Raw genomic sequence first — 25235 nt, forward strand, 5'->3', positions numbered from 1 at the left:
ATCGGGCTCGCCCTCCTCGCCACCGATGCGGGGCTCGCCGCGGTGCCGCTCCTGACGGCGGCGTGGGTCGTCCACGGCCTCGCCGCGGGAACCTGGACGGACGGGCGCTCGCTCGCCGCGACCGCCCTCGTGGCGGGGGCGTTCCTGGCCCGGATCGCCGTGATGCCGGTCGGCTTCGCCCGCGGCTTCGAGTCCGACTATGGCGCCGTGGCAGAACTCCGGCTCGACCTGTTCGCCCATCTGCGGCGCCTCGGCCTCGGCGCGCTCGCGCGGGTCGGCGCGGGCGGCCTGGCGGACCTCGTGACCAACCGCTTTCGCTGGATAGAGGAAGAGGCGGGTTACGGCCTCGGCCGCCAGGTCGGGCAGGCCGCGCTCTCGCTGGTGCTGGTTGCGGCGCTCGGCGCGGTGCACCCGCTCTTCCTCGCCGCGGCGCTCGTCCTCGCGGGCCTCGCCGTCCTCGCCTACCGGGGCCTCGACCGCGCCCTCGCGCGGCTCGCCCGCGACCAGGCGAGCCTCGTCGCCGAGACCGCCGAGCGCATGGTCGAGTTTCTGGCCGGCCTGCCGGTGCTGCGCGCGATGGGGCAGGTCGACGCGCAGCGGGGCGCCTACCGTCGGCAAGTCGAGGCGCTGCACGCCTTCTACCAGCGGGCGATCGGCACCGTGGCTCCCCAGGTGAGCGCCGCGCGCATCCTCCTCGACCTCGCGGTGCTCGCCCTGGTTGGCGTCGCGGTCGCCTTGTTCACGAATGGCGCGATCGACGCGCCCGGCCTCGCCGTCGCGCTCCTCGTGTTGCTGCTCCTGCTCGCCCCCCTGGACGCCTCCCTCGGCGAGGGCTTCATGATGCGCCTCGTCGGCGACGCCCATGCCCGCGCGGCCGCGATCCTGGCGCAGCCGGCCCTGGAGGACGGGACTGAGCCGGTCCGCCCAGGCGAGATCCGCTTCGAGGGGGTGCGCTTCGGCTACGGGCCGGGCCGGCCGGTGCTCGACGGGTTCGACCTCGCGCTCCCGGCCGGGCAGGTGACGGCGGTGGTCGGCCCGAGCGGCGCGGGCAAGTCGACGCTGCTGGCGCTCATCGCGCGTGCCTTCGACCCCGAGGCGGGACGGATCACGGTGGGCGGGCAGGACATCCGCGCGGTGCCTCTGGATCGGCACCTCGCCCGGCTCGGAGTCGTGCCGCAGGACGTGATCCTGTTCGCCGACACGCTGGCCGGCAACCTTCGTCTCGCCCGCCCCGGGGCGTCGCAGGCCGAGTGCCGGGCGGCGGCCGAGCGGGCCTGCTGCGGGGACTTGGTGGCGCACCTGCCGCAGGGCTTCGACACGGTCCTCGGCGAGGGTGGGCGCGACCTCTCCGGCGGCGAACGCCAGCGGGTCGCGATCACCCGCGCTATCCTCAAGGACGCGCCGATCGTGCTGCTCGACGAGGCGACCTCGGCCCTCGATGCGGAGAGCGAGCACGGTGTCGGCGAAGGGCTGCGGGCGCTGTTCCGGGACCGGACCGTGTTGATGGTGGCCCACCGGCTGCAGACCATCCGCGGGCCGACCACATCGTGGTGATGGAGGCCGGTCGCGTCGTCGACAGCGGCACGCCGGCCGAGCTCGAGGCACGCTGCGCCCACTATCGCGACCTCTGGGACGCCTACCGCGACACCGAGCGCTGGCGGCTGAGGGGCTGACGCGCCTCTCCTCTCCGGGCGGTCGTCGAGGAGGACCATCGGTTCCCGATCTCGGGCCTACCCGAGACCGGGGTGATACGACATCCGCATTGCGAAGCAATCAACCGGATGTCGTATGACGCCTCGGCATCCTCGGCTGCTGGTTTTCATCGCGGCAGCGCCCGAATCCGCCGCGCCAAGTCCGGGGCGCCGAGGATCGACCAATGGTCCGCCTCGACCGGCATGGGCGTGGCGCGGCCGGCGAGCAGAGTCTCCCACTCGGCGAGGGCATCGCCCCAGCCCGGCGGGCGCCGGGCCGCGGTGAAGACCGTGACCTCCGGGCCGGCCGGCAGCGGCGCGAGCCTCGCCGCGATCATGGCGCGCAGGTTGGCGGCGACCACGCCGAGGAAGCGATCCAGCCCGGCCTCGTCGGCGAGGAGCGAGGCGGGCAGGCCCTGGCCCGCGAGCAGCCGGCGCCACAGGCCGCGCCGCCCCGCCTCCGGCATGGCATCGATCGACCCCGCATCGTGCCCGTCCGCCGCCAGGGCGGCCCGCGCCGCGTCCCCCGCGCAGGCGAGGAGCAGGCCGCCCGGGGAGCGGATTCCTGCAAAGGGCGCGCGGGGCGAGGGATCGACCAGGATCACGCGCGCCACCGGCTCGCCGGCCGCGAGGAGGTCCTGAGCGAGCTGCCAGGCCGTGTGCGCGCCCATCGACCAGCCGAGGAGCTGGTGGCCGCCCTCAGGGGCCGGCCCGAGACATGCGCGTGCCGGTGCGCGAGGACGTCGAGACGGTCGACCGGCGCCTCGCCGGGCCGGAGACCCGGCGCGTCGAGGGCGAGGACGGCTCTGGCGCCGTCGAGCCCCTCGGCGAGGGGGCGGTAGGCGGCGGCGAAGCCGTCGCTGGCGTGCAGGCAGACGAGCGGCGCGCCCGGCCCGCCGCAGAGCAGGGCCGGGCGCGGCCCGGCCCCGGCCTCGGCCTGCGCGAGGGCGTGCTGGCGGCCCGCGCGGCGGCGCCCGCCGGCGTCGTGGAGCGCCTGCGCCGGGCCGATCCCGACCTCGTCGAGGCGGTCGGCGGCTACTTCGCCCTGCCCGGCTCGCCCCTGTGGGACCGGCTCGCCGCAGGGCGGATCCGCTACTGCCTCCTGCGGGCGCGGCGGCGGCCCGGACCGGCCGGGCGGCCGGAGGCGGGCGACGCGGCCCACCTGCGCGGACGCCCGCGGCGGATGGCCGGCCTTCTGGAGCAGGCCGACGCGGCCGTGCGGGCGGCGCGCGCCTGATTCCCCTTCGGCGGGCCGCACCCGGAGGCCGCCGCCAACGTCCTCGCATTCCCGTTCGCGGCGGGCGGCGCCTCGGTCTTCCGCGGCTGGGAGGCGCACCTGCCGGAGGGCGTCCGCTTCTGCCCGGTCCAGCTCCCGGGGCGCGAGCACCGGGTCGGCGAGCCTGCCTTCCGCAGCGTGGAGGCGGCCGCGGAGGCGCTGCTGCCGCTCCTCGACTCCGTCCGGCACCGGCCTCTCGCCCTCGTCGGCTGGAGCCTCGGCTGCAAGATCGCCTTCGCCCTCGCGCGGCGGCTGGAGGAGACCGGGACCGTCGCGCGCCTGCTCATGCTGGGCGCCTGCCCGTCGCCGGATCGGCCGGTCCCCGCATCGCTCCTGCCGCGGCCGGGCGAGAGCTGGGCGGAGCCGCTGCGCCGCCTCGGCGGCACCGCCGAGGCGGTCCTGGCCCATGACGGGATGCTCGGGACGCTGCGCGACTCCCTGGAGGGGGACTTCGCCATGGCGACCGGCTACCGCAGCGAGGCGGTGGTCGCGGCCCCGATCCTGGCGGTCGCGGCTGAAGCCGACGCCCTGGTGTCGATGGAGGCGGTCGAGGCCTGGGAGGCCCGGACCTCGGCCGGCTTCACCCTCCACAGGCTGCCCGGCGGCCACTTCGCCCTGCGTGACGAGGGACCCGCGCTGGCCCGCCTCCTCGCCGGCCGGCTTGCCGGACCACCGTCCGGCCCCGCGGCGGAGGACCCGCGCGCCTGGTTCCCCTTGACGCCCTCGCCGCCGCGGGGCCGGCCGCAGGTCGTGTGCTTCCACCACGCGGGCGGCAATGCCGGGTTCTTCCGGCCCTGGCTCGATGTGCCGGCTCTCGCGGGCGTCGCGGTCTGCCCCGTCGAACTGCCGGGGCGCGGCGGCCGCTTCGGCGAAGCGCCGCGCGCGGACCTCGCGGGCGTCGCCCGCGCCCTGTCCGACCTCCTCGCCGCGCATCTCGACTGGAGCCGTCCGGTCATCCTGTTCGGGCACAGTCTCGGCGCCCTGATCGCCTACGAGACCGCCCTCCGCCTCGAAGGGAGCGGCCTCGTCCCGGCCCACCTCGTCGTCTCGGCGAGGCGGGCGCCGGACGTCCCCACGCCGCAGCCGTGGCGGCACACGCTGGCGGACGACGCGCTCCTGGCCGAACTCGCCCGCATCGGCGGCACCGACGCGGCAATCCTCGCACACTGGGAGCTGATGGCGCTCATGCTGCCGGCGATCCGCGCGGATTTCACCCTGACCGACCCCTATCACCGCCCCCAGCCGGAGGCGCTCGACTGCCCGATCCTGGCGATCCGCGGGCAGGACGACGCCGAAATCGGCGAGGCCGACATGGCCGGGTGGGAGGCCGTTACCCGCTCCGGCTGCGCGCGCTGGCACCCGGCAGGCGGGCACTTCTACCTCGCGGACCCGCCGGTCCGGAGCGCCCTCGCCGAGCGCCTCGCCCGCCTCGCGGCGGCCGCCGGCTGATGCCGGCCGCGTCCCCCCGCCGCCCGGACGGAAGCCCCTCGCAAGGTGGATCCGCGGCAAGGGACGCGCCGCGTTCCCGTTGCTGCTGGTCCTCGCGCCGGCGGGGGCCGGCGCCCATGGCTGGGGGGTGAGCGAGATCGAGATGGCGCTGCGGCGCGCCTCCAAAGGCTGCGTGCTGGGCGTCACCGGCCAACACAGCGTCTGGTCCTGGATCACGGAACGCCCCATTGCCGGCACGGCCGAGGACATCGCCAAGGGGCTCGCGGAGACGGATTGGATCCGCCTGTCAGCTGGGGCGGGCCCGAAGGGGCGCGCCTGTTCGACTGGGCCTACCTGCCTCTGGCCACCCTGCCGGCCAGCGCCCTGGATCCGGCCCTCGATGAGAGCGAGTGGACGCGCGGCCTGCTGGTCCGGCGCAGCCTGTCGGACGGGGCTCTGGCCTCCTTCACGACCTGGTGCCCCGCCGGCACGCCCGTCACGAGGCTGGTGGCGGTGGAGGGCCGGCGCTGGGCGATCGAGGATGCCTTCGAGACCGCCAAGACGGAACTCGGCTTGGCCCACGACGAGAGCCGCTCCCGGCATGGCTGGCACGGGCACGTCCCGTTGGTGATGCTGGCCTTCGCCTTGCTGGCGCGGGTCCGCCGGTTGGCAAATGGCGCGCCCCCAAAACCCGCGCTCATCGCCACGCCCGCCGGTGCCCTGGTCGGTCCAGGAGATCCGGCGCGTGGCGATGCGGCCAGCACAGCGACGCATTGGGCCCGCTGTCGTCATCGCTTGGTCAGCCTGGAGACGCGCTCACCAAGCGGCAGCCCAAGAGGCGCATCTGAAGCGACGCAGGCAACCGTCATCCCACTCGGCGCGTGTCAGACGATGCCGCTCTTCTCGTACGGCCAGGGCTTCCCGAGATACTGGGCCACACGAGCCGGATCGTTTCCGACTTCCTCGACTGCCTGCTCGATCTTCTCGGCAGGCTCCTGGAAGCGTCGGGCCCAGAATGCTCGTGTCCCCGGATCGTCCAGAAGCACGACCTCCGGATCACCGACAGGCTGGCCGTGAACAGCTTCTGCCATGGCGCTCCTCCTCATCTTCTCTGGTCCACATGTGGGGACGCTCCCGACGGTATCCAGCGAGGCAAAGGTCCTACGGGGCGGGGGATCCCGAAAATTATAGAAATCCAAGGACAAAATACCGCATCGGGTCTCATGCAAAGATTTTTGCCAGCTGCGGCGTTTCACCAAAAGGAGATTGCGATGACGAGATCTTTGGGCATCGGGCGCGGAGGTGCAAGGCCGGGTGCCGGACGTAAGCCGTCGCCGCGACCTGTCCCAGCAACTGGCCCTGGGCTCGTGGTGGAGGAAGTGGCCGCCGTGGGCGAGAGGTTGGAGACGATCGCAGCGGCACTTCGGATCACAGTTGCCCACCTGCAGCGTGATCAGCGCGACGCTCTCCTGTACGGCCAAGCTCGGTGCCGGTGCCAGGCGATAGGATTGCTGTTCGCCAAAGCCCGGGCAGGGAACCTGTCGGCCATTCGGAAGATCCTGCAGCTGACGGCCTCAACGGCAGCAGAGCCAGTGCGCCTGCGGCAGCTCGGCAAGCAAGAGGCTGCTCAGGAAGCAGCCAAAACGGCTGGCGCGGGCAGCGAGCGGGGAGAGGATCTCATCCCTGCCGAGTGGCGCTCACATTGAGCGCGCAAACTATTTGAGTGCGTCCGCCGAGACGGACGAGCGCTGCAACAGACCTGGACACGGTCCATGGGGCGACCGATGTACATTGGCGACGGTATGTTATACTAATGTAATGACCAGCATCATTGTTGTGGCGCCCTCGCTACTCGGTGTTTTGAGCTTATTTTCTTACGCCAATGGGAGACGTGGCTCGGCGGTTCCGCGGCTCTCGAATTTTCGCCAAGCCTCTGGTTCGCCAAGCCTCTGGTTCGCCAAGCCTCTGGCTTGAAATCGAAAATTCGAGATGGAGCAACGGCTCGATGCGTCAGCATCCTGAGCCGTTGGTATGACGCGGCGGCGATTGCGGGCGACCTCCTTGACACCATCGCCAACAGGTGGACCGTAAGGCTTTCTTGGCCCGGGCGCGCGAGCGCCCGTGGCTGGAGGCGGACTTCCGCACCAAGGCGCGGGCCGAACTCGCTGGACCCGGAGCCGGTCCCACTCGCTCACGGCGGAGTCGAGTGGATCACCGTCAATCGGCGGGTTGGCCGATCTGGGTGCCCTGGGCTTGTTGCCACGGGGCGTCCGCCTGCCCAGGTATGCGGCATCCCCGGTGCGTCGCGAGAGATTGCGGGCAGGCAGGCAGCGGCCGCGCCACCTCCGCGGGATCTCGGCGAAGTTCCGCGACGCCCTGAGGCGAATCGGTCTTGATGAACACGTCGACCTGCTGGCCGACGAAGGCCGGGAAGTCGGAAACCTGCAGCGCGTAGATCACTTGGAGAACCCGCGTGTCGACGCGCTCTGTGCTGGCGCCGGTGAGCGACCGCTTCGGCACCACGTAGGGCTCGATGCGCACGAAGGACAGCGGGGCGGAGATCTTCGGGTTGCCGCGCAGCCGCGCGACGGCCGGGCTGCCCGCGTTGATCCTCCAGCTGTCGGCCTCGTCGACATCGGCGCGGACATGCAGGAGATCCGCGCTTCCCATGATCATGAGCGGGGAGGACAGCGCGCCCGCCTGCGCGTACTCGCCGACGCGGACATTGACCTTGAGGATCTTGCCGTCGATCGGCGCCTTCACGACCGTCCTGTCGAGGTCGACGCGCGCCTGCTCCAGCGCCGCCTTCGACTGGGCGACATTGGCCTCCGCCTCGAGCCGCTTGGCGGTCAGGACCTTGCTCTGCTGCTTCGCTGCGGCGACCGCGGCCTCGGCGGCCGCGACCGCCGCGGCGGCCTTCCCCGCATCCGCGATGGCCGCCTCGTAGCGCTGGCGCGAAACCCAGGACCCGCGGGCGAGCGACGCGTACCGGAGGCGGTCGAGCTCCGCCCGGCTCGATTCAGCCTGAGCGTTCTCGAGTTCCGCCGCCGCCTGCGAGATCTTGTGACGCTGCATCGCGATGTTCAGGTCGGCCGAGCTCAGGAGGGCCTCGGCCGCCGCGAGCGCGCCCTCATGCCGCGCAACAACGGCCCGGACCTCACGATCGTCGACGGAGAAGAGCGGCCGTCCGGCCGTGACCCCGGCGCCGGCCACGACCTCCACGCGGGAGACGACGCCGCTGCGCTCGGTGGCGATCGCGACCACCTCGCTCGCCGGCTCGATGATCCCGGCGGCGGACACCCCCTGGGCGTAGGAGTTGGCCGGCGCCGCGATCACCGGCTCGGTGATCGGCCGGGGATCGTACTTCGCCGAAACGGACCAGGCGGTGAAGCCGAACAGGCCGGCGGCCAGCGCGGGAACGCCGAAGCGGAGCAGGACGGAACTGCCGGTCATGTCACGCCACCTCCGATCCCATCCTCGCCTGCGCGACGCGGGCCGAGCGGATTCGCCCGTCCTCCATGGCCGTGATCCGGTCCGCGAAGGAGTAGATTCGGCTGTCATGGGTGACGACGATGACCGCCCGGTCCTCCGCAAGCGCGGCGGCCTTGAGGAGCTCGAGGACCGATCGACCGGTGTCGGCGTCGAGCGCAGCGGTCGGCTCGTCGCAGACGATCAGCCGGGGCTCGTGGACCAGCGCCCGCGCGATCGCGACCCGCTGCTGCTGCCCGCCCGAGAGCTGATTCGGGGTCTTGCCGACGTGGCCGGCCATTCCGAGGCGGGTCAGAATGGGGATTGCCCGCTCCAGCGCCCGCCTCATCGGCATCCCCGCGGCGACCAGCGGGATCGCCGCGTTCTCGGCGACGGTCAGCGCCGGCAGGAGGTTGTACTGCTGGAAGATGAAGCCGATCGTCCGGCGTCGGAAGGCTGTTCTCTCCCGGTCCCCCATGCGGGTGACCGACGCGCCGCAGATCGAGACCTCCCCGGAGGTCGGGCTCAGGATGCCGGCGATGATCGAGATCAGGGTGGTTTTGCCGCAACCGGACGGACCGACCAGCATCGTGAGTTCACCTGCGGGCAGTTCGAAGTCGATCCCGTGCAGCACCGTGACGAGGTCTTCGCCCGCGGTGAACGTCTTCGTGATGCCGCTGCAGCGCACGATGGCGGAGGCACTGCCCATCGCGCTAGCCCCGGAACACGATCGCGGGATCCACGACAAGCACCCTGCGGATGCTGGCGAGGCTCGCGACGGCGATGATGACGAAGACGGCGCCGGCCGTTCCGGCCGCGACCTCCCAGGGCAGCGCGAAGCCGCGGAAGTCGATCGCCGTGCGCGACAACACCTCGAAGAACACGGCGCAGAACCCGATGCCGATGGCGTAGCCGATGCTCGCCACGACCACGGCCTGGAGCAGGACCATGCGCACGATCGTGAGATTGCCGACACCCATGGCCTTCAGGGCGCCGAAGTGGCGCAGGTTCTCAAGGACGAACAGGTAGTAGGTCTGTCCGACGACGACGGCGCCAACGATGAAGCCGAGGGCCGTCGTGATCCCGAAATTCACCGGAATCCCGGTCCGCTTCATGTAGTATTCGACGGTGGCCCAGGCGAAGTCGCGCCACGTCAGGGCCTTCAGGCCCGTCTCCGCGGCGATCCGCCTGGCGAGCGCGCGCGGATCCTGACCCGCACGGGCGCGGGCGAGCACGAAGGACAATTGCTTGCGGGAGCGCCCGTCGAAGCCGAGCGCGCTGGAATACTTGGTGTGCACGACCGGGAAGGTGGCGAAGGGCGCGGAGGCCTCGGAGATCGCGACGACCACCGCGCGGCGGTCGTTGATCTCGAATTCCTTGCCGAGGGCGAGCGCTTCCCCGGGCCACATGAACTGGTATCCCGCCCGGTCGACGATCACGGCATCAGGCTGCCTGAGATCCTCGACCGCGCCGAGGACCAGGTGCGGTGCGACGCCGACCAGCGTGGCGTCGTCGACGCCGAGCAGGATCACCTGCTGCAGCACCCCCTCCCGCGTGTGCGCGACGGGGAGGCTCTTGTGCAGCGGGACGGCCCAGTCGACCCCCTCCACCCCACGCACGCGGTGCAGTTGCATATCCGCCATTCCCTCGACCACGTCGATGTATTCGACGCGCGGATCCATCACCCAGATGTCGGTCTCGCGAACGTCGATGATCTGGCTCGCCGTGCGCAGCATCAGGCCGATGAAGATCGCGACTTGGTTCGACATCAGCATCGTCGAGAAGGCGATACCGAACACGAGCCCAAGATACTTGGCGTGATCCCGGATGAGCATTCTGACGGCCACACCGTTCATCAACCGCTCCTCTGGGGAAAATCTGCCGACTGGGTGCTCGCGGTCCGCTTGTTCGGGATCTCCACCCGCCGTCTCATGCCAAATCCGCCTGATTCGTTCGGAATCGCGGATTTGGTCTTCGCGCCAACGCCGCGCGGGGTGGCTGCCACGGCCCGCCAGGGGTCCCCGGCATGGTCGTGCGGGCGTGCTGCCGCCCGGGCGGACGTTCGGCCCGGCTGCCCCCTCCGCTCGGTGACCGGATCTCGCTGAGTTCATGTTCGCCCACGATGAGCTCGCGGGCGAAGCGGTCGCACCGGATCAAGTACTCAGGCCCCAGCGGCTGGGGCCTGGTCGGAAGCAGGCGCGCGATCCTGCACTGGGCCCCGCTGAGCATGTTGGGGAAACGCGTCTGGGAATAGGTGACGATCTGCCCGACCGTGAACCGATGCGGCGTCATGACTGGCTTCCATGTCCCGGGCGGGGAACTCGGGCGCCAATCTCACTCGCATTAGGCGCGGCATCTGTGCGCCACCTCACGGGGAGGCGGCGCAGGTCCATTCCTCGCACGTCACCGCGGAATTCATCGCACGCTCAACTGCCAGCGCCGACGCGTATCCGGCCATCGGCGGCAGGGCGTGCATGATCCAGGCGGAGGGGACCAGCGCCGCCTCCCGCGATGCCAGGAGCGCCGGGGGCGCCTCCGGGCTCACCTCCACGTCGAAGGCGTCCAGCGGAAAGCGCAAACCGTGCCCCAGCGCCTTCACGACGGCCTCCTTCCTCGCCCACGCCGCGAAGAACGACGCGAGCCGGCCGGCCTCCGGGGCGGCCAGGATGTCCCGCTGCTCGCGGGCGGAGAAGGTCGCTCGAACGAGCCCCTCGAGATCTTTGAGCGGGCGCACGGCCTCGACGTCCACGCCGACTTCGCGTCCGACGGTGATGGCGACCACGGCGAGGTCTCCGGAATGCGTCGGATTGAACCGGAACGGCGCCCGATGCGCGGCCGCGAGTCGGGGCTTCCCGAACGGCCCCGCCTCGAACGTCACCGCGCGGGGCGCCACGTCCATGGACGCCGCGAGGACCCGGCGAAGCATCGCGCGACCGAGCGCGAACAGCTCGGCATCCCGTTCGCGGACGAAGCGGGCCTGACGGGCGCGCTCCTCCTCCGACAGCGTTCCCGTCGCCAGCGGCAGCCATCCCGCCGGCTGCCGCCCGACGCGCGCCCGCCAGACCCGGACCTCGTTCGGCGGGAACATCCTCAAGGATCGCTCCGAAGACGGCGGGCCGACGATGAGACGCCGGTTCGATTCATAAGCTGTCGGCGGGATGCTCTCCCGCATGTCCCGTCCCGGCAAGCCCGCGCGGCCGAGGAGCGCGGAATGCTGGCCTCGCCACCGTAGCCGGTTCCTCGCCGCATGGTCAGCCGCAGCAGGCGATCAACTCCGGCTCGAGGGTCTTCTGGAGCGCCGCGATCACCTCGTCCTCCTTCGGGCGAAGGTAGAAGTGATCGCCATCGAACATCCTGACCGCGAAGCCGGCCGTGGTCAGGTCGGCCCAGGCCTCGAGCTGAGCTTGCGCGACCGCCGGATCCCGGGTGCCGCCCATCGCGGTGATCGGAACGGACAGGGCCGCCCGCGGGACGTAGCGGTAGGTCTCGATGGCTTCCAGGTCGGCCCTCAGGACGTTGAGGAAGATCGGCAGCATCTCGGGGTCCTCCAGGATCTCCCGCGGCAGCGCCGCGTAGCGGTCCCGAAGCACCGCGATGAACTGCGCCTCCGGGAGCCGGTGGAGCGACGGGACCGCGCTCGGAAGATGCGGGGCGTGGCGCGCCGACGCGAAGAAGTGGACCGGGAGCCGCGATCCCCGCTCCGCGAGCGCGTGGATCAGCTCGAACCCGACCGCGGCCCCGAGGCTGTGGCCGAAGACGGCGTAGGGCCGGTCGAGCAGAGGCTCGAACACGTCCGCGACGGCCTTGGCCATTGCCGGGACGCTGCGCAGGGGCGCCTCCTTCAGGCGGCTCCACCGCCCCGGCAACTGGACCGCGCAGACCTCGATCTCGGGGGCGATCCTGCGCTGCCAGGTGTTGAACATCTGCGCGGCACCCCCGGCGTAGTGGAAGCAGACCAGCCTGAGCCGCACGCCCGGCCGGGGAGCCGCGGCGTGAAACCATGTCTTGTCGAGGGTCATGACAGCTCCTCCGCGGCGTCCGCGCCCGTTCCCTCGAGCACCTTGAGCTCGGCCTCGATCAGGGCGCGCAATTCGTCTTCCACCTCGTCGTCCGCGAGTCCCGGCCCGCCGAGGCCCGCTTCGGGCAGGGCACGCACGGCCGGTCGCGGCTCGTCTGCGCCCCGGCGAGGCTCCTGGTCCTCGAACCGCGCCAGGAGGTAGGCCGCGAGCGCGTCCAGGGTCGGGTAGTCGAAGATCACTGTCGGTGGAATCGCGACCGCGTACCCCACCCTGCCCTTGAGCCGGTTCCTGAACTCGACCGCCGCGAGCGAGTCCATGCCCTGTTCGACGAGCCCCGCCCTCGGGTCCACCCGCGCACCCAGAACCTCGGACAGTTCCTCCTGCAGGAACCGGCCGACCGCTTCCGCCCGCTCCGCCAGCGCACTCTCCGCGACGATGTCCGCCAGCGTCCTCGGCGCGGCACTCGATGTGTCCGGCACGTCCGCCTCCGCTTCGTTGAATTCGGCAAGGAAGGTTCCGGCATTCACCCGCTGACTCCCCTTGAGGATCTCCGCCCAGCGGATGTCGAACGCGCCGGCCTGCGCCACCCGGCCCCTCAGCAGGCGGCCGAACACGCGAAGGGCCAGGCCGGAATCCATCAGCGTCCGCCCGGCCGCCCCTGCCCCGGCCGGGCCATGGTCGCCCCGCAGCGCGGCGGCCAGGCCCTTCCCGTCCCAGTTGCCCCAGTTCACCGAGAGGCCCGGCATGCCGAGCCGTGCCCTCTCGTGCATCAGCAGGTCGAGGAACGCGTTCGCGGCGGCGTAGTTGGCCTGCCCGGCATTGCCGAGCAGCGAGGCCGCGGACGAGAAGCACGCGAAGAAGTCCAGAGGAACGGCGAGGTCCTGCGTCGCCGCGTGCAGGTTCCACGCGCCGAGGACCTTGGGACGCGCGACCGCCTCGAACTTGTCCCAGTCCTGGCGCTCCAGGGTCGCGTCGGCGAGCGTGCCCGCCGCGTGGACGATGCCACCGAGCGTCCGGGTTCGGACGTGCCGGGTCAGCCAATCCCGCAGACCGTCCGCGTCGGCGACGTCGAGGGCGACCGTCTCGATCCGGGCCCCGGTCCGACTCCGCAGCGCGTCGATCCTGTCGCGGACCTCCGGACCAGGATCGCTCCGGCCGATCAGGACCAGCGTCCGGGCGCCCTCCTGCTCGGCGAGCCACTGCGCCACGTCGAGGCCCAGCGCCCCGAGGCCGCCCGTCACGAGGTAGCTCTTGCCCGGGTCGCAGAGCGGGCGGTCGGGCGCCGTGCCGAGATCCGCGAGCCTCGTCAGGCGCGGGACGTACCTGACGCCGCCGCGAATCGCCACCTCGCTCTCGGCCGGATCCGCGAGCACCTCCTCCACCCATTCCGCCGATCCCGCCTCGACGTCGATGAGCCGGACGGCGATCTCGGGGCATTCCAGGCGGGCGACGCGCGCGAGCCCGATCAGGGGCGCCTGGGAGACGCTGAGGGGCGCCGCTTCCAGGCCGGTGCCCTGCGCGTTCCGCGTCACGACCAGCAGCCGCGGCCGCTCGGCCGCGCCCGCGCGGCTCCCTTGCGCCCGCGACAGCGCGCGGATCAGCTCCAGGCACGGGCCGTAGCCGCGCCGCGGGTCGAGCAGCGGGGCATCGCCCGCCACGAAGACGACGCTCCTCACCCCTTGGTCGGCGACGAGGCTGCGGGCTTCCGCCAGGGATTGCGCGACGTGCCAGCCGGCCGCCCGCGGGCCGAGCCGTCCCTCGACGATGCGGCGCGCCTGATCCGCGCCGTCCTCGGCGTAGACCAGGGTCGTCCCGCCGAGGAGCGCCTGCGCCGCGGCGGGGGTTCGCTCCCAGCGGACGCCGTAGGTGAGATCCCGGGCCGTGCCGAGGCTGGCCTCCATCACGGTCAGGCCCCGGATCTCGGCCAGCACCGCACCCGCGTCGTCGAGGATCCACACGTCGCCGGTATAGGACCGTCTGCCCGTTCCGGACTGCGAGACGAGGCGGGCGTAGCTCCACACCGCGCGCGCGTCCCCGAGCGCGCCGAAGCATCGCAGCGCGCCGATCCGGACCGGCAGGATCAGGGTCTCGCCGAGGACGCCCTCGGGCAGGCAGCTCGCGAAGGACTGCATGCCGCAATCCAGGACGGCCGGGTCGAGCACGAACCGCGGGGTCGCCTCGCCGACGGCGTCCGATCCCGGGCCGCGGATCCGCGCGAGCGCCTCGCCATCACCCTTCCAGAGGCCCTCGATGCGCCGCAGCGCGGGCCCGTAGCGAAGGCCCATCCTGTCGAACACGGCGTAGAGATCCGCACTCGGCGCGCTGCGGCACCTCCGCCGCACGTCCTCGATGTCGACCGCATCCGCCCGCGCAGCGGCACCGGGCCCGAAACGGCCGGTCGCGCAGCGGGTCCACGGCCCGTCCTTGAAGTGGATCTCGATCTCGCCGGAGGTCCGGTCCCCCGCCGCGCGCGGGCTGACGACGCATTGCAGCCGGTGGCTCTCTCCCGGACGCAGCATCGCGGGATTCTCGAACGCGACGGCCTCCAGGCCGACCGGCGTGGCCGGGCTCGCCTCGCGGCCGGCCTCGAGCATCATCTCGATGAACCCTGCCGCCGGGAAGACCGGCCCCGTCGCCGCCGACGCGACGACGTGGTCCCTCACGAAGTCGAACGATTCCGCGGCGAGCTCGACCTCGTGCACCGCCTTGTCCGACAGGACCGGGGATTCCAGTCGCGTGCCGAGGAGCGGCCGCGCCGCGGCGACCGTGCCGGACGGCGCGGGGTCGCGGCGGCCCGGCCGCGTCTCGATCCAGAAGCGCTTCCTCTGGAAGGGATAGGTCGGAACCCGAACCCTGCGCGGCGCGGCGCCGAAATCGACGCCCCGCCAGCGGACGGGCGCGCCGCTCGCGTAGGCTTGGCCGAGCGCGTGCAGGAACGATGCGTCCTCCGTCTCCCTCTCGTCCGCGGCCCCCGGCCGCTTGCTCCCCATCGTCGGCGTCCAGAGATGGCGGGCCGGATCGGGGACGCAGTCCTGGGCGAGGGCGAGCAGCGTCGGCCGCGGGCCGATCTCGACGACGTGCCACTCCTGCGAGTCCCGGACGAGGGCCTGCGCGCCGGCGCCGAACAAGACTGGCTGCCGGAGCTGGTCCGTCCAGTATCGCGCCGTGCGGATCTCGTCGGTGGCCTCCGCGCCGGTCAGGCTCGAGACGAAGCGGATCTGCGGCCGCGCGAACGCCACCTCGGATGCCCGTGCCTCGAAGGGCTGCAGGATCGGATCCATCAGCGGCGAGTGGAAGGCCCGCGTGACCTGCAGCGGCTTGACCGGAACGCCCTGCGCCTCGAAGTGCCGCGCCACCTCGCGGACGTCCGCCGCCTCACCGGACACCACGATGCTCCGCGGCCCGTTGACCGCCGCCACGCCGACCCTGCCGGCGTGGCGCGCGACGACCTCGTGCACCGCATCGGACGGGGCCGCGATCGCCACCATCGCACCCGGCTCCGTCCCGCGCTGCATCAGGCGTCCGCGGTCGGCGATCAGAAGCAGCCCGTCCTCCCAGCCGAGCACGCCGGCCGTCACGGCCGCGGCAAACTCCCCGACGCTGTGACCCAGGACGGCAGCCGGGCTCACGCCGCAGGATTTCCAGAGTTCGACCAGCCCGTATTGCAGCGAGAACAGGGCGGCTTGCGTGTACTCCGTCTGGTGCAGGCGCTCCTCGCCGCCGTCCGGGCCGCCTCCCCACATGACGTCGAGCAGGTCCACGCTGCGCTCCCGGCGCAGCAGCGCCGCGCAGCGATCCAGCGCGTCCCTGAACACCGGGAAGGTCTGGTAGAGCTGCCGCCCCATCCCGAGATACTGCGAGCCCTGTCCGGTGAAGAGGAATGCGATCCGCTTCGGCTCGGCGGGCGGGGCCGGCTCCCCGGCGGCGAGCGCCACGAGCTTCCGGCTCATCTCCTCCCGGGTGCGGGCCACGACCGCCGCCCGCCAGGGGAACTGGGCCCGGCCCGTGTTGGCGCTCCAGCAGAAGTCGAGGAGCGAGCCCGCTTCGGCCCGGTCGAGGGCCTCCGCGTAGCGGGCGGCCTGCTGACGCAGCGCCGCCCCGCTCTGGGCCGACACGCCGAGGAGGCAGGCCGCCCCCGCCGGCGGCTCCGCCTCGCCGGCGGCCGTCCTCTCGCGGGCCGTCGCGGCGGGTCCCTCTTCGAGGACCACGTGGACGTTCGTGCCCTGCAGGGCGAAGCCGCTGACGCCCGCGATCCGGCGCTTCGCGGTCCCCGTCTCCGGGGCGTCGTCCCGCTTCCAGGCGAGCGGCGCGACCAGCACCTGCGCGGGAATCTCGTCGAGCGCGATGTTCGGGTTGACCCGCTCCACGGGGAGTTGAGGCACCAGCAGCTCGTTGTCGAGCGACAGCGCCACCTTGATGATGCTGGCGATCCCGGCCGCGGCTTCGAGATGGCCGAGATTCGTCTTCACGGATCCGAGAAGCAGCGGCCTGCTCCGGTCTCCCCCCAGCGCGGCGCCGAGGGCGCGGACCTCGATCGGGTCGCCCAGGGGCGTGCCGGTCCCGTGGGCCTCCACGTAGTCGACCTCGTTGGGTTGGACGCCCGCGACGCGCAGGGCATTGCGGATCAGGGCCTCCTGGGCCGAGCCGTTCGGGACCGTGAGCCCGCTGCTCGCCCCGTCGTGGTTCACCGCGGAGCCGCGGATGACCGCGTAGATCCTGTCGCCGTTCGCGAGCGCGTCCCGCACCCGCTTCAGGATCACGACGCCGCAGCCCTCGCCCCGGACGAAGCCGTCCGCCGCCTCGTCGAAGGCCCGGCACTGGCCGGCCCGCGACAGCGCCCGCGCTCGCGACAGCAGGATGGTGTTGTCCGGCGCCAGCATGAGGTTCACGCCGCCCGCCACCGCCAGCGTGCACTCGCCGCGCCTCAGGCTCTGCGCGGCCTGATGCAGGGCGACGAGCGAGGAGGAGCACGCCGTGTCGAGCGTCAGGCAGGGCCCCTGCAGGCCGAGGAAGTGCGAGATCCGTCCCGCGGCGAAGCTCGCGCTGCTGCCGGTGCCGGCGTAGAGGCCGCCGCCGGTGACCCCTGCGCGCTGCACCAGGAGCGCGTAGTCCGAGTAGGAGAGCCCCACGAACACGCCGGTCGAAGTTCCCCGCAGCTCCGTCGGGACGATTCCCCCATCCTCCAGGGCCTCCCAGGTGACCTCGAGCATGAGGCGCTGCTGCGGATCGAGGAGCCGCGCCTCGCCCGGCACGATCCTGAAGAAGCCCGCATCGAAGGAATCGACCGGCTCCTGGAGGAACCCGCCCGTGCGCGCGTACGTCCTGCCCTCCGCGTCCGGATCGGGGTCGTACACGGCGTCGTTGTCCCAGCGCTCGCGGGGCACCGGCACGATGCCGCAGCGCTGCTCGCTCAGCAGGGACCAGTAGGCCTGCGGATCGGAGGCCCCGCCCGGGAACCGGCAGCCCAGGCCGACGATGGCGACCGCGTCCTCGTCCGGCGCGGCGGCTCGCGCCGGCTCGGCCGGAGCGGCCGCGGGGGCCGCGGGGGCGCCGCGCCGGGCCAGCTCGGCATCCAGGTACTCCGACAGCGCCTCGATGTTGGGATGGTCGAAGGCCAGGGAGGCGGCGATTCGCGCGTGCTCGCCGAACTGCTTCTTCAGCCGGTTGCGCAGCTGCACGGTCATCAGGGAGTCCATCCCGAGTTCGGAGAACCCGATCCGCGGATCCAGGGACTCGTCCCGGCCGCGGCCGAGGATCTGCGCCACCTCGGCCTGGACGACCTGCGCCAGCACGGTACGCCGCTCGGATGCGGGCAGCCCGAGGACGCGTTGAACGACGTCGCCCTTCGGCTGCGCGCCCCGCGCGGGCGTCCTGCCATAGGCTTCGAGGAAGCGCGGCACCCCCGCCTCGCCGTGGAGCGTGCGCAGGAAGCGCGGCCAGTCCACCGCCAGCGCACCCACCTGCCGCGCCCCGCCGTCGCGCAGGATCGCCTCCAGGAGCGCCATTCCCTCCTCGGGGTCGAGGGCGATGATCCCGGCCTCCCTGAGAGACCCTTCGGCGAGGTCAGCGACGCGGCCGATCCGGGCCCAGACGCCCCAGTTGATGCCGATCGTCCGCAGGCCCAACCCGCTGCGGTGATGCGCCAGGGCGTCCAGGAAGGCGTTGACCGCCGCGTAGTTCGACTGGCCGGCGAAGCCGAACAGCGACGAGGCCGAGGAGAACAGCACCATGAGCCCGAGGGGCTGGCGCAGCCTCAGGCTCGCCCGGTGCAGGTTCCAGGCCCCGAATACCTTGGCGGGAAGGAGGTCCGCGTAGTCGTCCCAGGTCTGGTCCGCCAGCGCGGCGTCCCGAAGGCTGCCGGCGGCGTGGATCACGCCTCCGAGCGGCGGGATCGCGCCGGAATCCAGCTCCGCGAAGAGCTCCTCGACCTCGCCGAGGTTCGCGAGATCCGTCATGCGCACGAGCACCTGCACGCCCTGCGCCCGCCACGCCTCGATCTCCTGCGACACCGCGGGCGAGGGCGCCCGGCGTCCGACGAGGACGAGGCTCCGCACCACCTTCTCGGCGATCAGCCAGCGCGCGGTCTCGACGCCCAGCCCGCCGAAGGCCCCGGCGATCAGGTAGGTCTTGGCAGCGTCGATGTCCGCCGCCGGCGCGGTCGCGCCCGCCGCCTTGGCGGTCAGCCGGGCGACGAGCCTCGTGCCGCCCGCGTAGCGGACCTGCCGGTCGTCGCGCGCATCCGAGGCGATCTCGTCGAAGAGCGGGGACGGATCCTCCCCGAGGTCGATGGCGACGCAGTCGAGCGCCGGGTGCTCGATCTGGATCACCTTCGCCAGACCCCACAGGGGCGCCTGCGAGAGGGCCGGCGCCGCGCCCGGGGCGTCGGCGTAGACGCCCCGGGTCACCACGTAGAGCGGCCGCTCCCGTCCGGTCCGGACGAGTTCCTGGGCGACGGCGAGCAGGGACGCGTAGCCGAGGCGCTGATCGGCGGCGAGGGCGTCGGGCGTGGGATTGCACGAGAAGGACTCGTCCAGCCCCCAGAGGAACACCACCTTGTCGAAGGCGAGCGCCCCTGCGCCGAGGCGCTCGCGCACGACCGACGCGCAGGCGTCGGCATCCAGGTCGCCGGACGCGGCGGACAGGGCCGTGCACGCGTGTGCGACCTCGACGAGCGTGATGCCGGCGCCCTCGCAGCGGGCGCGCAGGCTCTCTGCCACCCCGCCCCGATCCGCGAAGACGAGCCAGGTCTGCCCGGAGGACGGGGTCGATGCCGGACGCGCCGCCTCCTGCGGCACCCAGGTCACCTCGTGCTGCAAGCCGTGCAGGGACCGGCCGAGCATCCGCCGCAGCTGCCCCTGCGCCACGAGCGAGACCGTGAGCCCCTGGACCGACGCGATGGTCCGCCCGTCCGCATCCAGGATCGTGACGTCACCGGAATACCGGGTCTCGGACTGCTCGCGCAGGACCGCGTGGCTGAGGAGTCTCCCGGCCGGGAGGGTCCCGGTCCACGCCACGCTGTCGATCTGGACGGGAAGTCCGACGCGGGCGGCATCGCCGTCCTTCGCGCCGTCGACGCACTGGGACAGGACCTGGATGCACGCGTCGAGGATCGCGGGGTGGAGGATGTAGGCCGGGCGGGGGCCCGCCGCGAGCTCCTCCGGCCAGACCACCTCGCCGAGCGCTTCGCGCCGGCCCCTGAGCACCCGGGTCACGCCGCGGAAGCCGGGCCCGTACGCGATCCCCTGCGCCGCGAAGGTCGCGAAGCAGTGGTCCGCCGTCAGAACCTCCGGGCACCGCGCGCGCAGGGCATCCGGAGCCGCGGCCGCCGCGGCGGGCTCGGCCCCGAGGATCTCGATCCGGCCGCTCGCGTGGGAGGTCCAGGGCGCGGTGAGCTCCCCCTCGCAGCCGAGGACCGCGAACTCCGCCTCGACGCCGGGCGCCGGCCCCGCGGTCAGGACGCACTGGAGCCGGTAGCGCTTGGCGGGATCCAGCACGAGCGGGGTCGCGAAGTGAACGTCCCGCAGCACGCAGGCCGCCCCCTTCCCCCAGCGGACCGTCACCGCCTCCGCGACCAGTTCCAGGAACCCCGCCGCTGGGAACACGATGCGCCCCAGCACCGCATGGTCCGCGAGGAAGGCGAACCGGGTGGTGTCGATCTCGGCCTCGCACGTGACCTCGCCCGGACGGGATGCGCTCGCGAGGGTCTTGCCGATCCAGGGGTGGGCCCCGGTCTCGCGGTCACCCGCCGGAGCGGCCCGGGAGCCCGACGACACGTCGTTCCAGTAGCTCTTGCGATCGAACGGATAGGTCGGCAGCGAGAGCTTCCTGCGATGCGGGTAATCCCGGTCGAAGCCCTGGAAGTCAACGTCGTGGCCGCGCACGTAGAGCGCGCCGAGGCTCGCCAGCATCTCCTCCCACTCGTCCGCGTCGCGTCTGGCGGAGGGCAGCCAGGCGGTGTCGTCGTCGACCTCCGGGAAGCAGTCCTGGCCCATGCCGAGCAGCACCGGATGCGGCCCGACCTCGAGGAACCGGGTGTAGCCGAGGCGGCGCAGCGTCTGCATGCCGTCGTGGAAGCGGACCGGCTGGCGGATGTGGCGCGTCCAGTAGCCCGAATCGCACACGATCTCGGCCGAGGCCTCGCCGCCCGTCAGGTTCGAGATCAGCTGCAGGCTCGGCCGGCCGTAGGCGACGAGGTCCGCCACCTCCTCGAACGCTTCGAGGATCGGTTCCATCAGAGGCGAGTGCGAGGCGTTCGACACCGCGAGGAGCTTCGCCTTGATGCCCCTCCCCTGGAATTCTTCCACGAGGCGCCGCACCGCCGCCCTCTCGCCCGAGACGACGGTGTTCTGCGGGCCGTTGAGCGCGGCGATGGACACCCGGCCCGCGACAGTCGACAGGGCTTCGGACGCAGCACGCTCGCCGACGGCCAGGGAGGCCATCGCTCCCTCGCCCTGCGACCGCTCGACCTCGTGCATGAGGAGGCCCCGCCGGCAGATCAGCCGCAGGGCGTCCTCGAGGGAGAACACTTCCGCCACCGCCGCCGCCGCGTACTCGCCCAGGCTGTGCCCCATGACGGCGGCGGGCTCGATCCCGAAGCTCCGCCAGAGCGCCGTCATCGCCCACTCGTAGGCGAAGAGCGCCGGCTGCATGTAGTCCATGCGGTCGAGCAGATCGGTCCTGTCCCCGAACATCACGGAGAGCAGCGGCACCTCGCGGTAGGCGCTCACGATCTCGGCGCATCGGTCCAGGGCCCGACGGAAGGTGGGCTGGGTGGCGTAGAGGCGCCGGCCCATCCCGGGATACTGCGCGCCCCCGCCCGAGAACAGGAAGACGACGCCCGTCGCGCGGGCCGGCGCCGGCTGGACGGGGATCGTCACCCCGGCGGGAACCGTCTCGAAGTCCGACTCGACCAGGGTCCTCAGCCGGCCCCGCACGTCGTCGACCGACGCGCCGGTCACGGCCATGCGAAGGTCGAAATGGGCTCGGCCGAGATTCGCGGTGTGGCAGATGTCGGCCAGCGACGGCGCCCAGCGCATGGCGAGGTAGCGGCGCGCCAGATCCCGGAGCGCGCCCTCTGATTTCGCCGACAGCGCCAAGAGGTGAAGCGGCCGGTCGGCCTCCGGCGGCTCGGGGAGGACCGCCTCGGGCGCCTCTTCGAGCACCACGTGCGCGTTGGTGCCCTGCAGGGCGAACCCGCTGATGCCGGCGGCGCGCCTGCGCTCCCCTCTCCTCCACGCCAGCGGCTGCGCGGGCACCTGGGCCGGGATGCGGTCGAGCGCGAGGGACGGGTTGAGCGTCGCGAGGTTCAGGTTCCGGGGGATCAGTTCGTTCTGCAGCGCCAGCGCAACCTTCATCACGCTGGCAACCCCGGCCGCCGATTCCAGGTGGCCGAGATTCGTCTTCACGGAGCCGATCGTCAGGGGCTCGGCCCGGGATCCCGAGAACACCGCGCCGAGGGCGCGCGCCTCGATCGCGTCGCCGACGGGCGTTCCGGTGCCGTGTGCCTCGACGTAGTCGATGTCGGCGGGGCGCAGCGAGGCGGCCTCGAGGGCCTGCCGGATCAGCGCCTCCTGGGCCAGCGCGTTCGGCACGGTCAGGCCCTGGCTCGCCCCGTCCTGGTTGACGGCCGAGCCGCGGACGACTGCGACGATGCGGTCCTGTCGCGCGAGCGCGTCGGCGAGGCGCCTCAGGACCAGGACGCCGCATCCCTCGCTTCGCACGTAGCCGTCGGCCGCCGCGTCGAAGGTCTTGCAGCGGCCGTCCTTCGCGAGCGCCCTCATCTTGGAGAGCATGTCCGTGAAGTGCGGCGTCAGGATCAGGTTGACGCCGCCTGCGAGCGCCATCTCGCATTCCCGGCTTCGGAGAGCGAGGCAGGCTTGGTGTATGGCCACCAGCGACGACGAGCAGGCCGTGTCGATGGCGACCGACGGCCCCTGGAGACCCAGGACGTAAGACACCCGCCCGGCGGCGGCGCTGAAGACGCCCCCGAGCCCGACGTAGAGGCCGCCCTCCTGGATCGCGTGCGGGTTGAGCTGGAGGTGGAGATACTCCGGGTAGGAGATTCCCACGAAGACGCCGGCGCGGCTTCCGCGCAGGCGCGTCGGGTCCTCTCCCGCATTCTCGATGGCCTCCCAGCTGACCTCGAGCAGGAGTCGCTGCTGCGGGTCCAGGAAGCGGGCCTCATCGGGCGGAATGTTGAAGAACCCAGCGTCGAACCGGTCGATCGGCTCCTGCAGGAAGCCGCCCCACTTGGCGTAGGTCTTGCCGAGCCCGGACGGATCCTCGTCGTAGATCTCGGCGGCGTCCCACCTTTCCTTGGGAACCTCGACCACGGCGTCCCTGCCCTCCTTCAGGAGGTTCCAGTAGGAGGCCGGGTCGCCGGCGCCGCCCGGGAAGCGGCACGCCATGCCCACGATTGCGATCGGTTCATTCATGTCAACCGCGCCTCATCTCGGTCCGGGCGGAGCCCACGCACTCAGGCCGCCGCGATCGCGTCCAACAGGTGCTGGGACAGTTCCTCGACCGTGGGGAATTCGAACGCCACGGTGGCCGACAGTTCGATCGTGTCGCCCAGCGCCTCGCTCAGCCGCTGCCGCAGCTGGATGGCCTGCAGCGACTTCAGGCCCATGTCGCGGAAGCCGACGCCCCTGGCGCCGACCGGGGCGGCCCGCGCGGGCCTGTCGCGCCCGTTCAGGACCTCCGCGAGTTCCGCTTCCAGGAACTCGCGGACGATCCGCTTCCTGTCGTAGGGTCCGGCCGCGTCCCGGACCCGCTCCACGATCGACCCGGTGCACGCGCGCGCCGCGCCCTTCCGCGCCATCTCCCGCAGCACCGACTTCTTGATCTTGCCGCTCGCGGTCAGCGGGAAGGTCTCGACGAAGACCACGTCGCGGGGGATCTTATAGTCGGCGATCCGATCCCGGCAGAACGCTGCCACGTCCTCGCCCGTGAGGTCGTGGCCGGCACGGACCTTGACGTAGGCGCGGCAGCGCTCGCCGAGCACCTCGTCCGGCACTCCGACGATCGCGACCTGCTCGACGGCCGGATGCTCGTAGAGGTAATTCTCGATGTCGGACGGGAAGATCGCCATCCCGCCCTGCTTGATCAGGTCCTTCTTGCGGCCGACGATCCGGACGTAGCCCTCGGCGTCGAGGGTGGCGAGGTCGCCAGTGTAGAGCCAGCCGTCGGCGTCGATGATCTCCGCGGTCTGGCGCGGGTCCTTGTAGTAGCCCTTCATCACGGCGTAGCCGCGGCAGGCGAGTTCTCCGGTGGTTCCGAGGGGCACGGGCCTGCGCGTCTCGTCGACCACCCGCAGTTCGATCCCGGGCAGCGCCCGGCCCACCGTCTCGGCCCGGATGGCCGGCGGGTCGTCGAACCGCGTGACCGTCAGCGCGGGCGAGGTCTCGGTCAGGCCGTAGCTGACCGCCACGTTGCAGTGCATCCGGTGCATGATGTCCTTGACCACCTCGACCGGGCACGGCGCCGCGGCGATCATGCCGGTGCGAAGGCTCGTCAGGTCGAACGCGTCGAAGCGCGGCGCATTCAGCTCCAGCACGAACATCGTGGGCGTTCCGTAGAGAACGGTGCACCGCTCCTCCTCGATGGTCGCGAGCACCTCCTCGGCGTCGAACCTGTCCAGGATCACCATCGCGGCGCCAGCCGCGACCGCGCAGGCGATGCCCACGACCGCGCCGAAGACGTGGAAGAACGGCACCACCAGCAGAAGCGAGTCCCGGTTGGTGATCTCCAGGGCGCGATTCTCGTTCATCGCGGTCCAGATCATGTTCTGGTGCGATAGCATTACGCCCTTGGGGGCTCCGGTCGTGCCGGACGTGTAGAGGATCATCGCGACGCGATCCGGGTCCGCCGCCGCCCGTTCGCCGCGCGGCCCCGACAGCAGCGCCTCGTAGGGGATCCAGCCCGGGCCTGCTTCCGCCGCCTCTCCGGCCGCGGGCACGACGACGGCGTGCCGGATCCGGGGCAGCTTGGGCCTGAGATCGTCGATCAGCCGGACGTAGTCGGCGCCGTCGAACCTGTCGGGCACGACGAGCACGGTGATCTCCGCGTGCCCGATCACGTATTCGAGCTCGAGGCTGCGGAGCTGCACGCTCAGCGGCACGATCACGGCGCCGATCCAGGATGCGGCGAAGTACACTTCGAGGAACTCCGGCCAGTTCGGCAGCATCATGCCGACATGGTCGCCGGGCTTGATGCCGATCCCGAGCAACCCTCCGGCCAGACGCCGCGCCCTCTCGAACAGCTGACCGTAACTCATCCTCCGGTCCCGGAACACCACCGCCGGCGCGTCGGGGGTCGTATCGGCGGCGATCTGCAGGAGGTCCGGCAACGTCACCTTCGCGTATTCCATGGAACCAGTCTCCTGCCCGTACAGAGCGAGTGCGTCCGGCGCGTGCGGCGCGGGTGGGCAGCGCGCGGCGCGGCGCGTCTGCGCACGATCGTCATGGTGAGAAGAAGTCTAGTGCCTGCCGGCGGGCCGCTCGGTGCCGGACGTCACACGAGGACCATGCGTGCCAAATCCGCTCGATTGCTTCGGAAGGGCGGATTTGGTCTTGGCTCGACCGTGCGGAGCGTAGCTCCGCCGCGGGCTGGCGGGGGCGGGCTCCGCTTCGTTCGAGCGGAGCCCGCATCACCCGTCGGTCCGATGCCGCCCATCATGCGCTCGCCGAGGTCAGCGAGCGCGTCGATGGGCAGGCGCGGGGAGCACGCCGCCATCACGCTCAGCACCCGCCCGCTGCCCTCGTCCGGGGAAGAGGGGAGCGCACCTGTCCCGACATCGCTGCGGGGCACCCCTCCCGGACGGGAGACGGGCGCCCCGCGCAGCTTCCCTCTCCC

12 protein-coding genes and 4 pseudogenes are annotated in these 25235 nt (G+C 72.1%); 7 read left to right on the forward strand and 9 right to left on the reverse strand.

Features of this window, described 5'->3' with window-relative positions; translation table 11 throughout:
• Nucleotides 1-15 precede the first annotated feature (15 nt).
• Together M446_RS39565 and M446_RS36620 are read left to right on the forward strand one after the other, a co-directional pair.
• A pseudogene (locus M446_RS39565) lies at nucleotides 16-1554 on the forward strand (ABC transporter ATP-binding protein); the annotation flags it as partial.
• The gene (locus M446_RS36620) at nucleotides 1551-1673 is read left to right on the forward strand and encodes an ABC transporter ATP-binding protein/permease (RefSeq protein WP_150108557.1); all 123 of its coding nucleotides are present in this window, start codon (nucleotides 1551-1553) and stop codon (nucleotides 1671-1673) included. The pseudogene M446_RS39565 and the gene M446_RS36620, both read left to right, overlap by 4 nt.
• Before the next feature lie 146 nt (nucleotides 1674-1819).
• Here the strand turns inward: M446_RS36620 and M446_RS36625 are convergent.
• A pseudogene (locus tag M446_RS36625) lies at nucleotides 1820-2386 on the reverse strand (thioesterase domain-containing protein); the annotation flags it as partial.
• A gap of 29 nt (nucleotides 2387-2415) precedes the next feature.
• Here M446_RS36625 and M446_RS36630 point away from each other — a divergent pair.
• The 4 genes and pseudogenes from M446_RS36630 to M446_RS34565 all read left to right on the forward strand — a co-directional run.
• Nucleotides 2416-2928 carry a hypothetical protein gene (locus M446_RS36630; RefSeq protein ID WP_150108558.1) on the forward strand — a complete coding sequence of 171 codons (513 nt, stop codon included), beginning with the start codon at nucleotides 2416-2418 and terminating at the stop codon, nucleotides 2926-2928.
• 51 nt (nucleotides 2929-2979) lie between these two features.
• Nucleotides 2980-3603: pseudogene (locus M446_RS38645) on the forward strand (thioesterase II family protein); the annotation flags it as partial.
• A gap of 114 nt (nucleotides 3604-3717) precedes the next feature.
• Nucleotides 3718-4416: a thioesterase II family protein gene (locus M446_RS38650; protein WP_265576676.1), complete on the forward strand. Its 699-nt coding sequence runs from the start codon at nucleotides 3718-3720 to the stop codon at nucleotides 4414-4416.
• Nucleotides 4417-4537: 121 nt separating this feature from the next.
• Nucleotides 4538-5085: pseudogene (locus tag M446_RS34565) on the forward strand (IS701 family transposase); the annotation flags it as partial.
• Nucleotides 5086-5279: 194 nt separating this feature from the next.
• On the opposite strand, the gene M446_RS00810 reads toward M446_RS34565, so the two are convergent.
• Nucleotides 5280-5486, reverse strand: coding sequence for a DUF3606 domain-containing protein (locus M446_RS00810; RefSeq protein WP_018262955.1), 207 nt, complete (start codon nucleotides 5484-5486; stop codon nucleotides 5280-5282).
• Nucleotides 5487-5783: 297 nt separating this feature from the next.
• On the opposite strand from M446_RS00810, the gene M446_RS34570 reads away from it, so the two are divergent.
• A complete protein-coding gene (locus tag M446_RS34570; protein ID WP_265576499.1) occupies nucleotides 5784-6101 on the forward strand; it encodes a hypothetical protein in 318 nt (105 codons plus the stop codon).
• A gap of 511 nt (nucleotides 6102-6612) precedes the next feature.
• Here M446_RS34570 and M446_RS00815 read toward each other — a convergent pair.
• The 7 genes from M446_RS00815 to M446_RS00845 all read right to left on the reverse strand — a co-directional run bounded on the left by M446_RS00815 (nucleotide 6613) and on the right by M446_RS00845 (nucleotide 24750).
• Nucleotides 6613-7848, reverse strand: a complete 1236-nt coding sequence (locus tag M446_RS00815; protein ID WP_012330162.1) for an HlyD family secretion protein — start codon at nucleotides 7846-7848, stop codon at nucleotides 6613-6615.
• Between the two features lies 1 nt (nucleotide 7849).
• Nucleotides 7850-8611, reverse strand: coding sequence for an ABC transporter ATP-binding protein (locus tag M446_RS00820; RefSeq protein ID WP_265576500.1), 762 nt, complete (start codon nucleotides 8609-8611; stop codon nucleotides 7850-7852).
• The gene (locus M446_RS00825) at nucleotides 8577-9719 is read right to left on the reverse strand and encodes an ABC transporter permease (RefSeq protein WP_012330164.1); all 1143 of its coding nucleotides are present in this window, start codon (nucleotides 9717-9719) and stop codon (nucleotides 8577-8579) included. Before M446_RS00825 ends, M446_RS00820 begins: the two co-directional genes overlap by 35 nt.
• A gap of 512 nt (nucleotides 9720-10231) precedes the next feature.
• The gene (locus M446_RS00830) at nucleotides 10232-10951 is read right to left on the reverse strand and encodes a 4'-phosphopantetheinyl transferase family protein (protein WP_012330165.1); all 720 of its coding nucleotides are present in this window, start codon (nucleotides 10949-10951) and stop codon (nucleotides 10232-10234) included.
• A gap of 163 nt (nucleotides 10952-11114) precedes the next feature.
• The gene (locus M446_RS00835; protein WP_012330166.1) at nucleotides 11115-11882 is read right to left on the reverse strand and encodes a thioesterase II family protein; all 768 of its coding nucleotides are present in this window, start codon (nucleotides 11880-11882) and stop codon (nucleotides 11115-11117) included.
• Nucleotides 11879-22816, reverse strand: a complete 10938-nt coding sequence (locus M446_RS00840) for a type I polyketide synthase (protein ID WP_012330167.1) — start codon at nucleotides 22814-22816, stop codon at nucleotides 11879-11881. Before M446_RS00840 ends, M446_RS00835 begins: the two co-directional genes overlap by 4 nt.
• 41 nt (nucleotides 22817-22857) lie before the next feature.
• Nucleotides 22858-24750 carry a long-chain-fatty-acid--CoA ligase gene (locus M446_RS00845; RefSeq protein WP_012330168.1) on the reverse strand — a complete coding sequence of 631 codons (1893 nt, stop codon included), beginning with the start codon at nucleotides 24748-24750 and terminating at the stop codon, nucleotides 22858-22860.
• Nucleotides 24751-25235 lie beyond the last annotated feature (485 nt).

This window comes from Methylobacterium sp. 4-46, assembly GCF_000019365.1.
GTDB lineage: Bacteria > Pseudomonadota > Alphaproteobacteria > Rhizobiales > Beijerinckiaceae > Methylobacterium.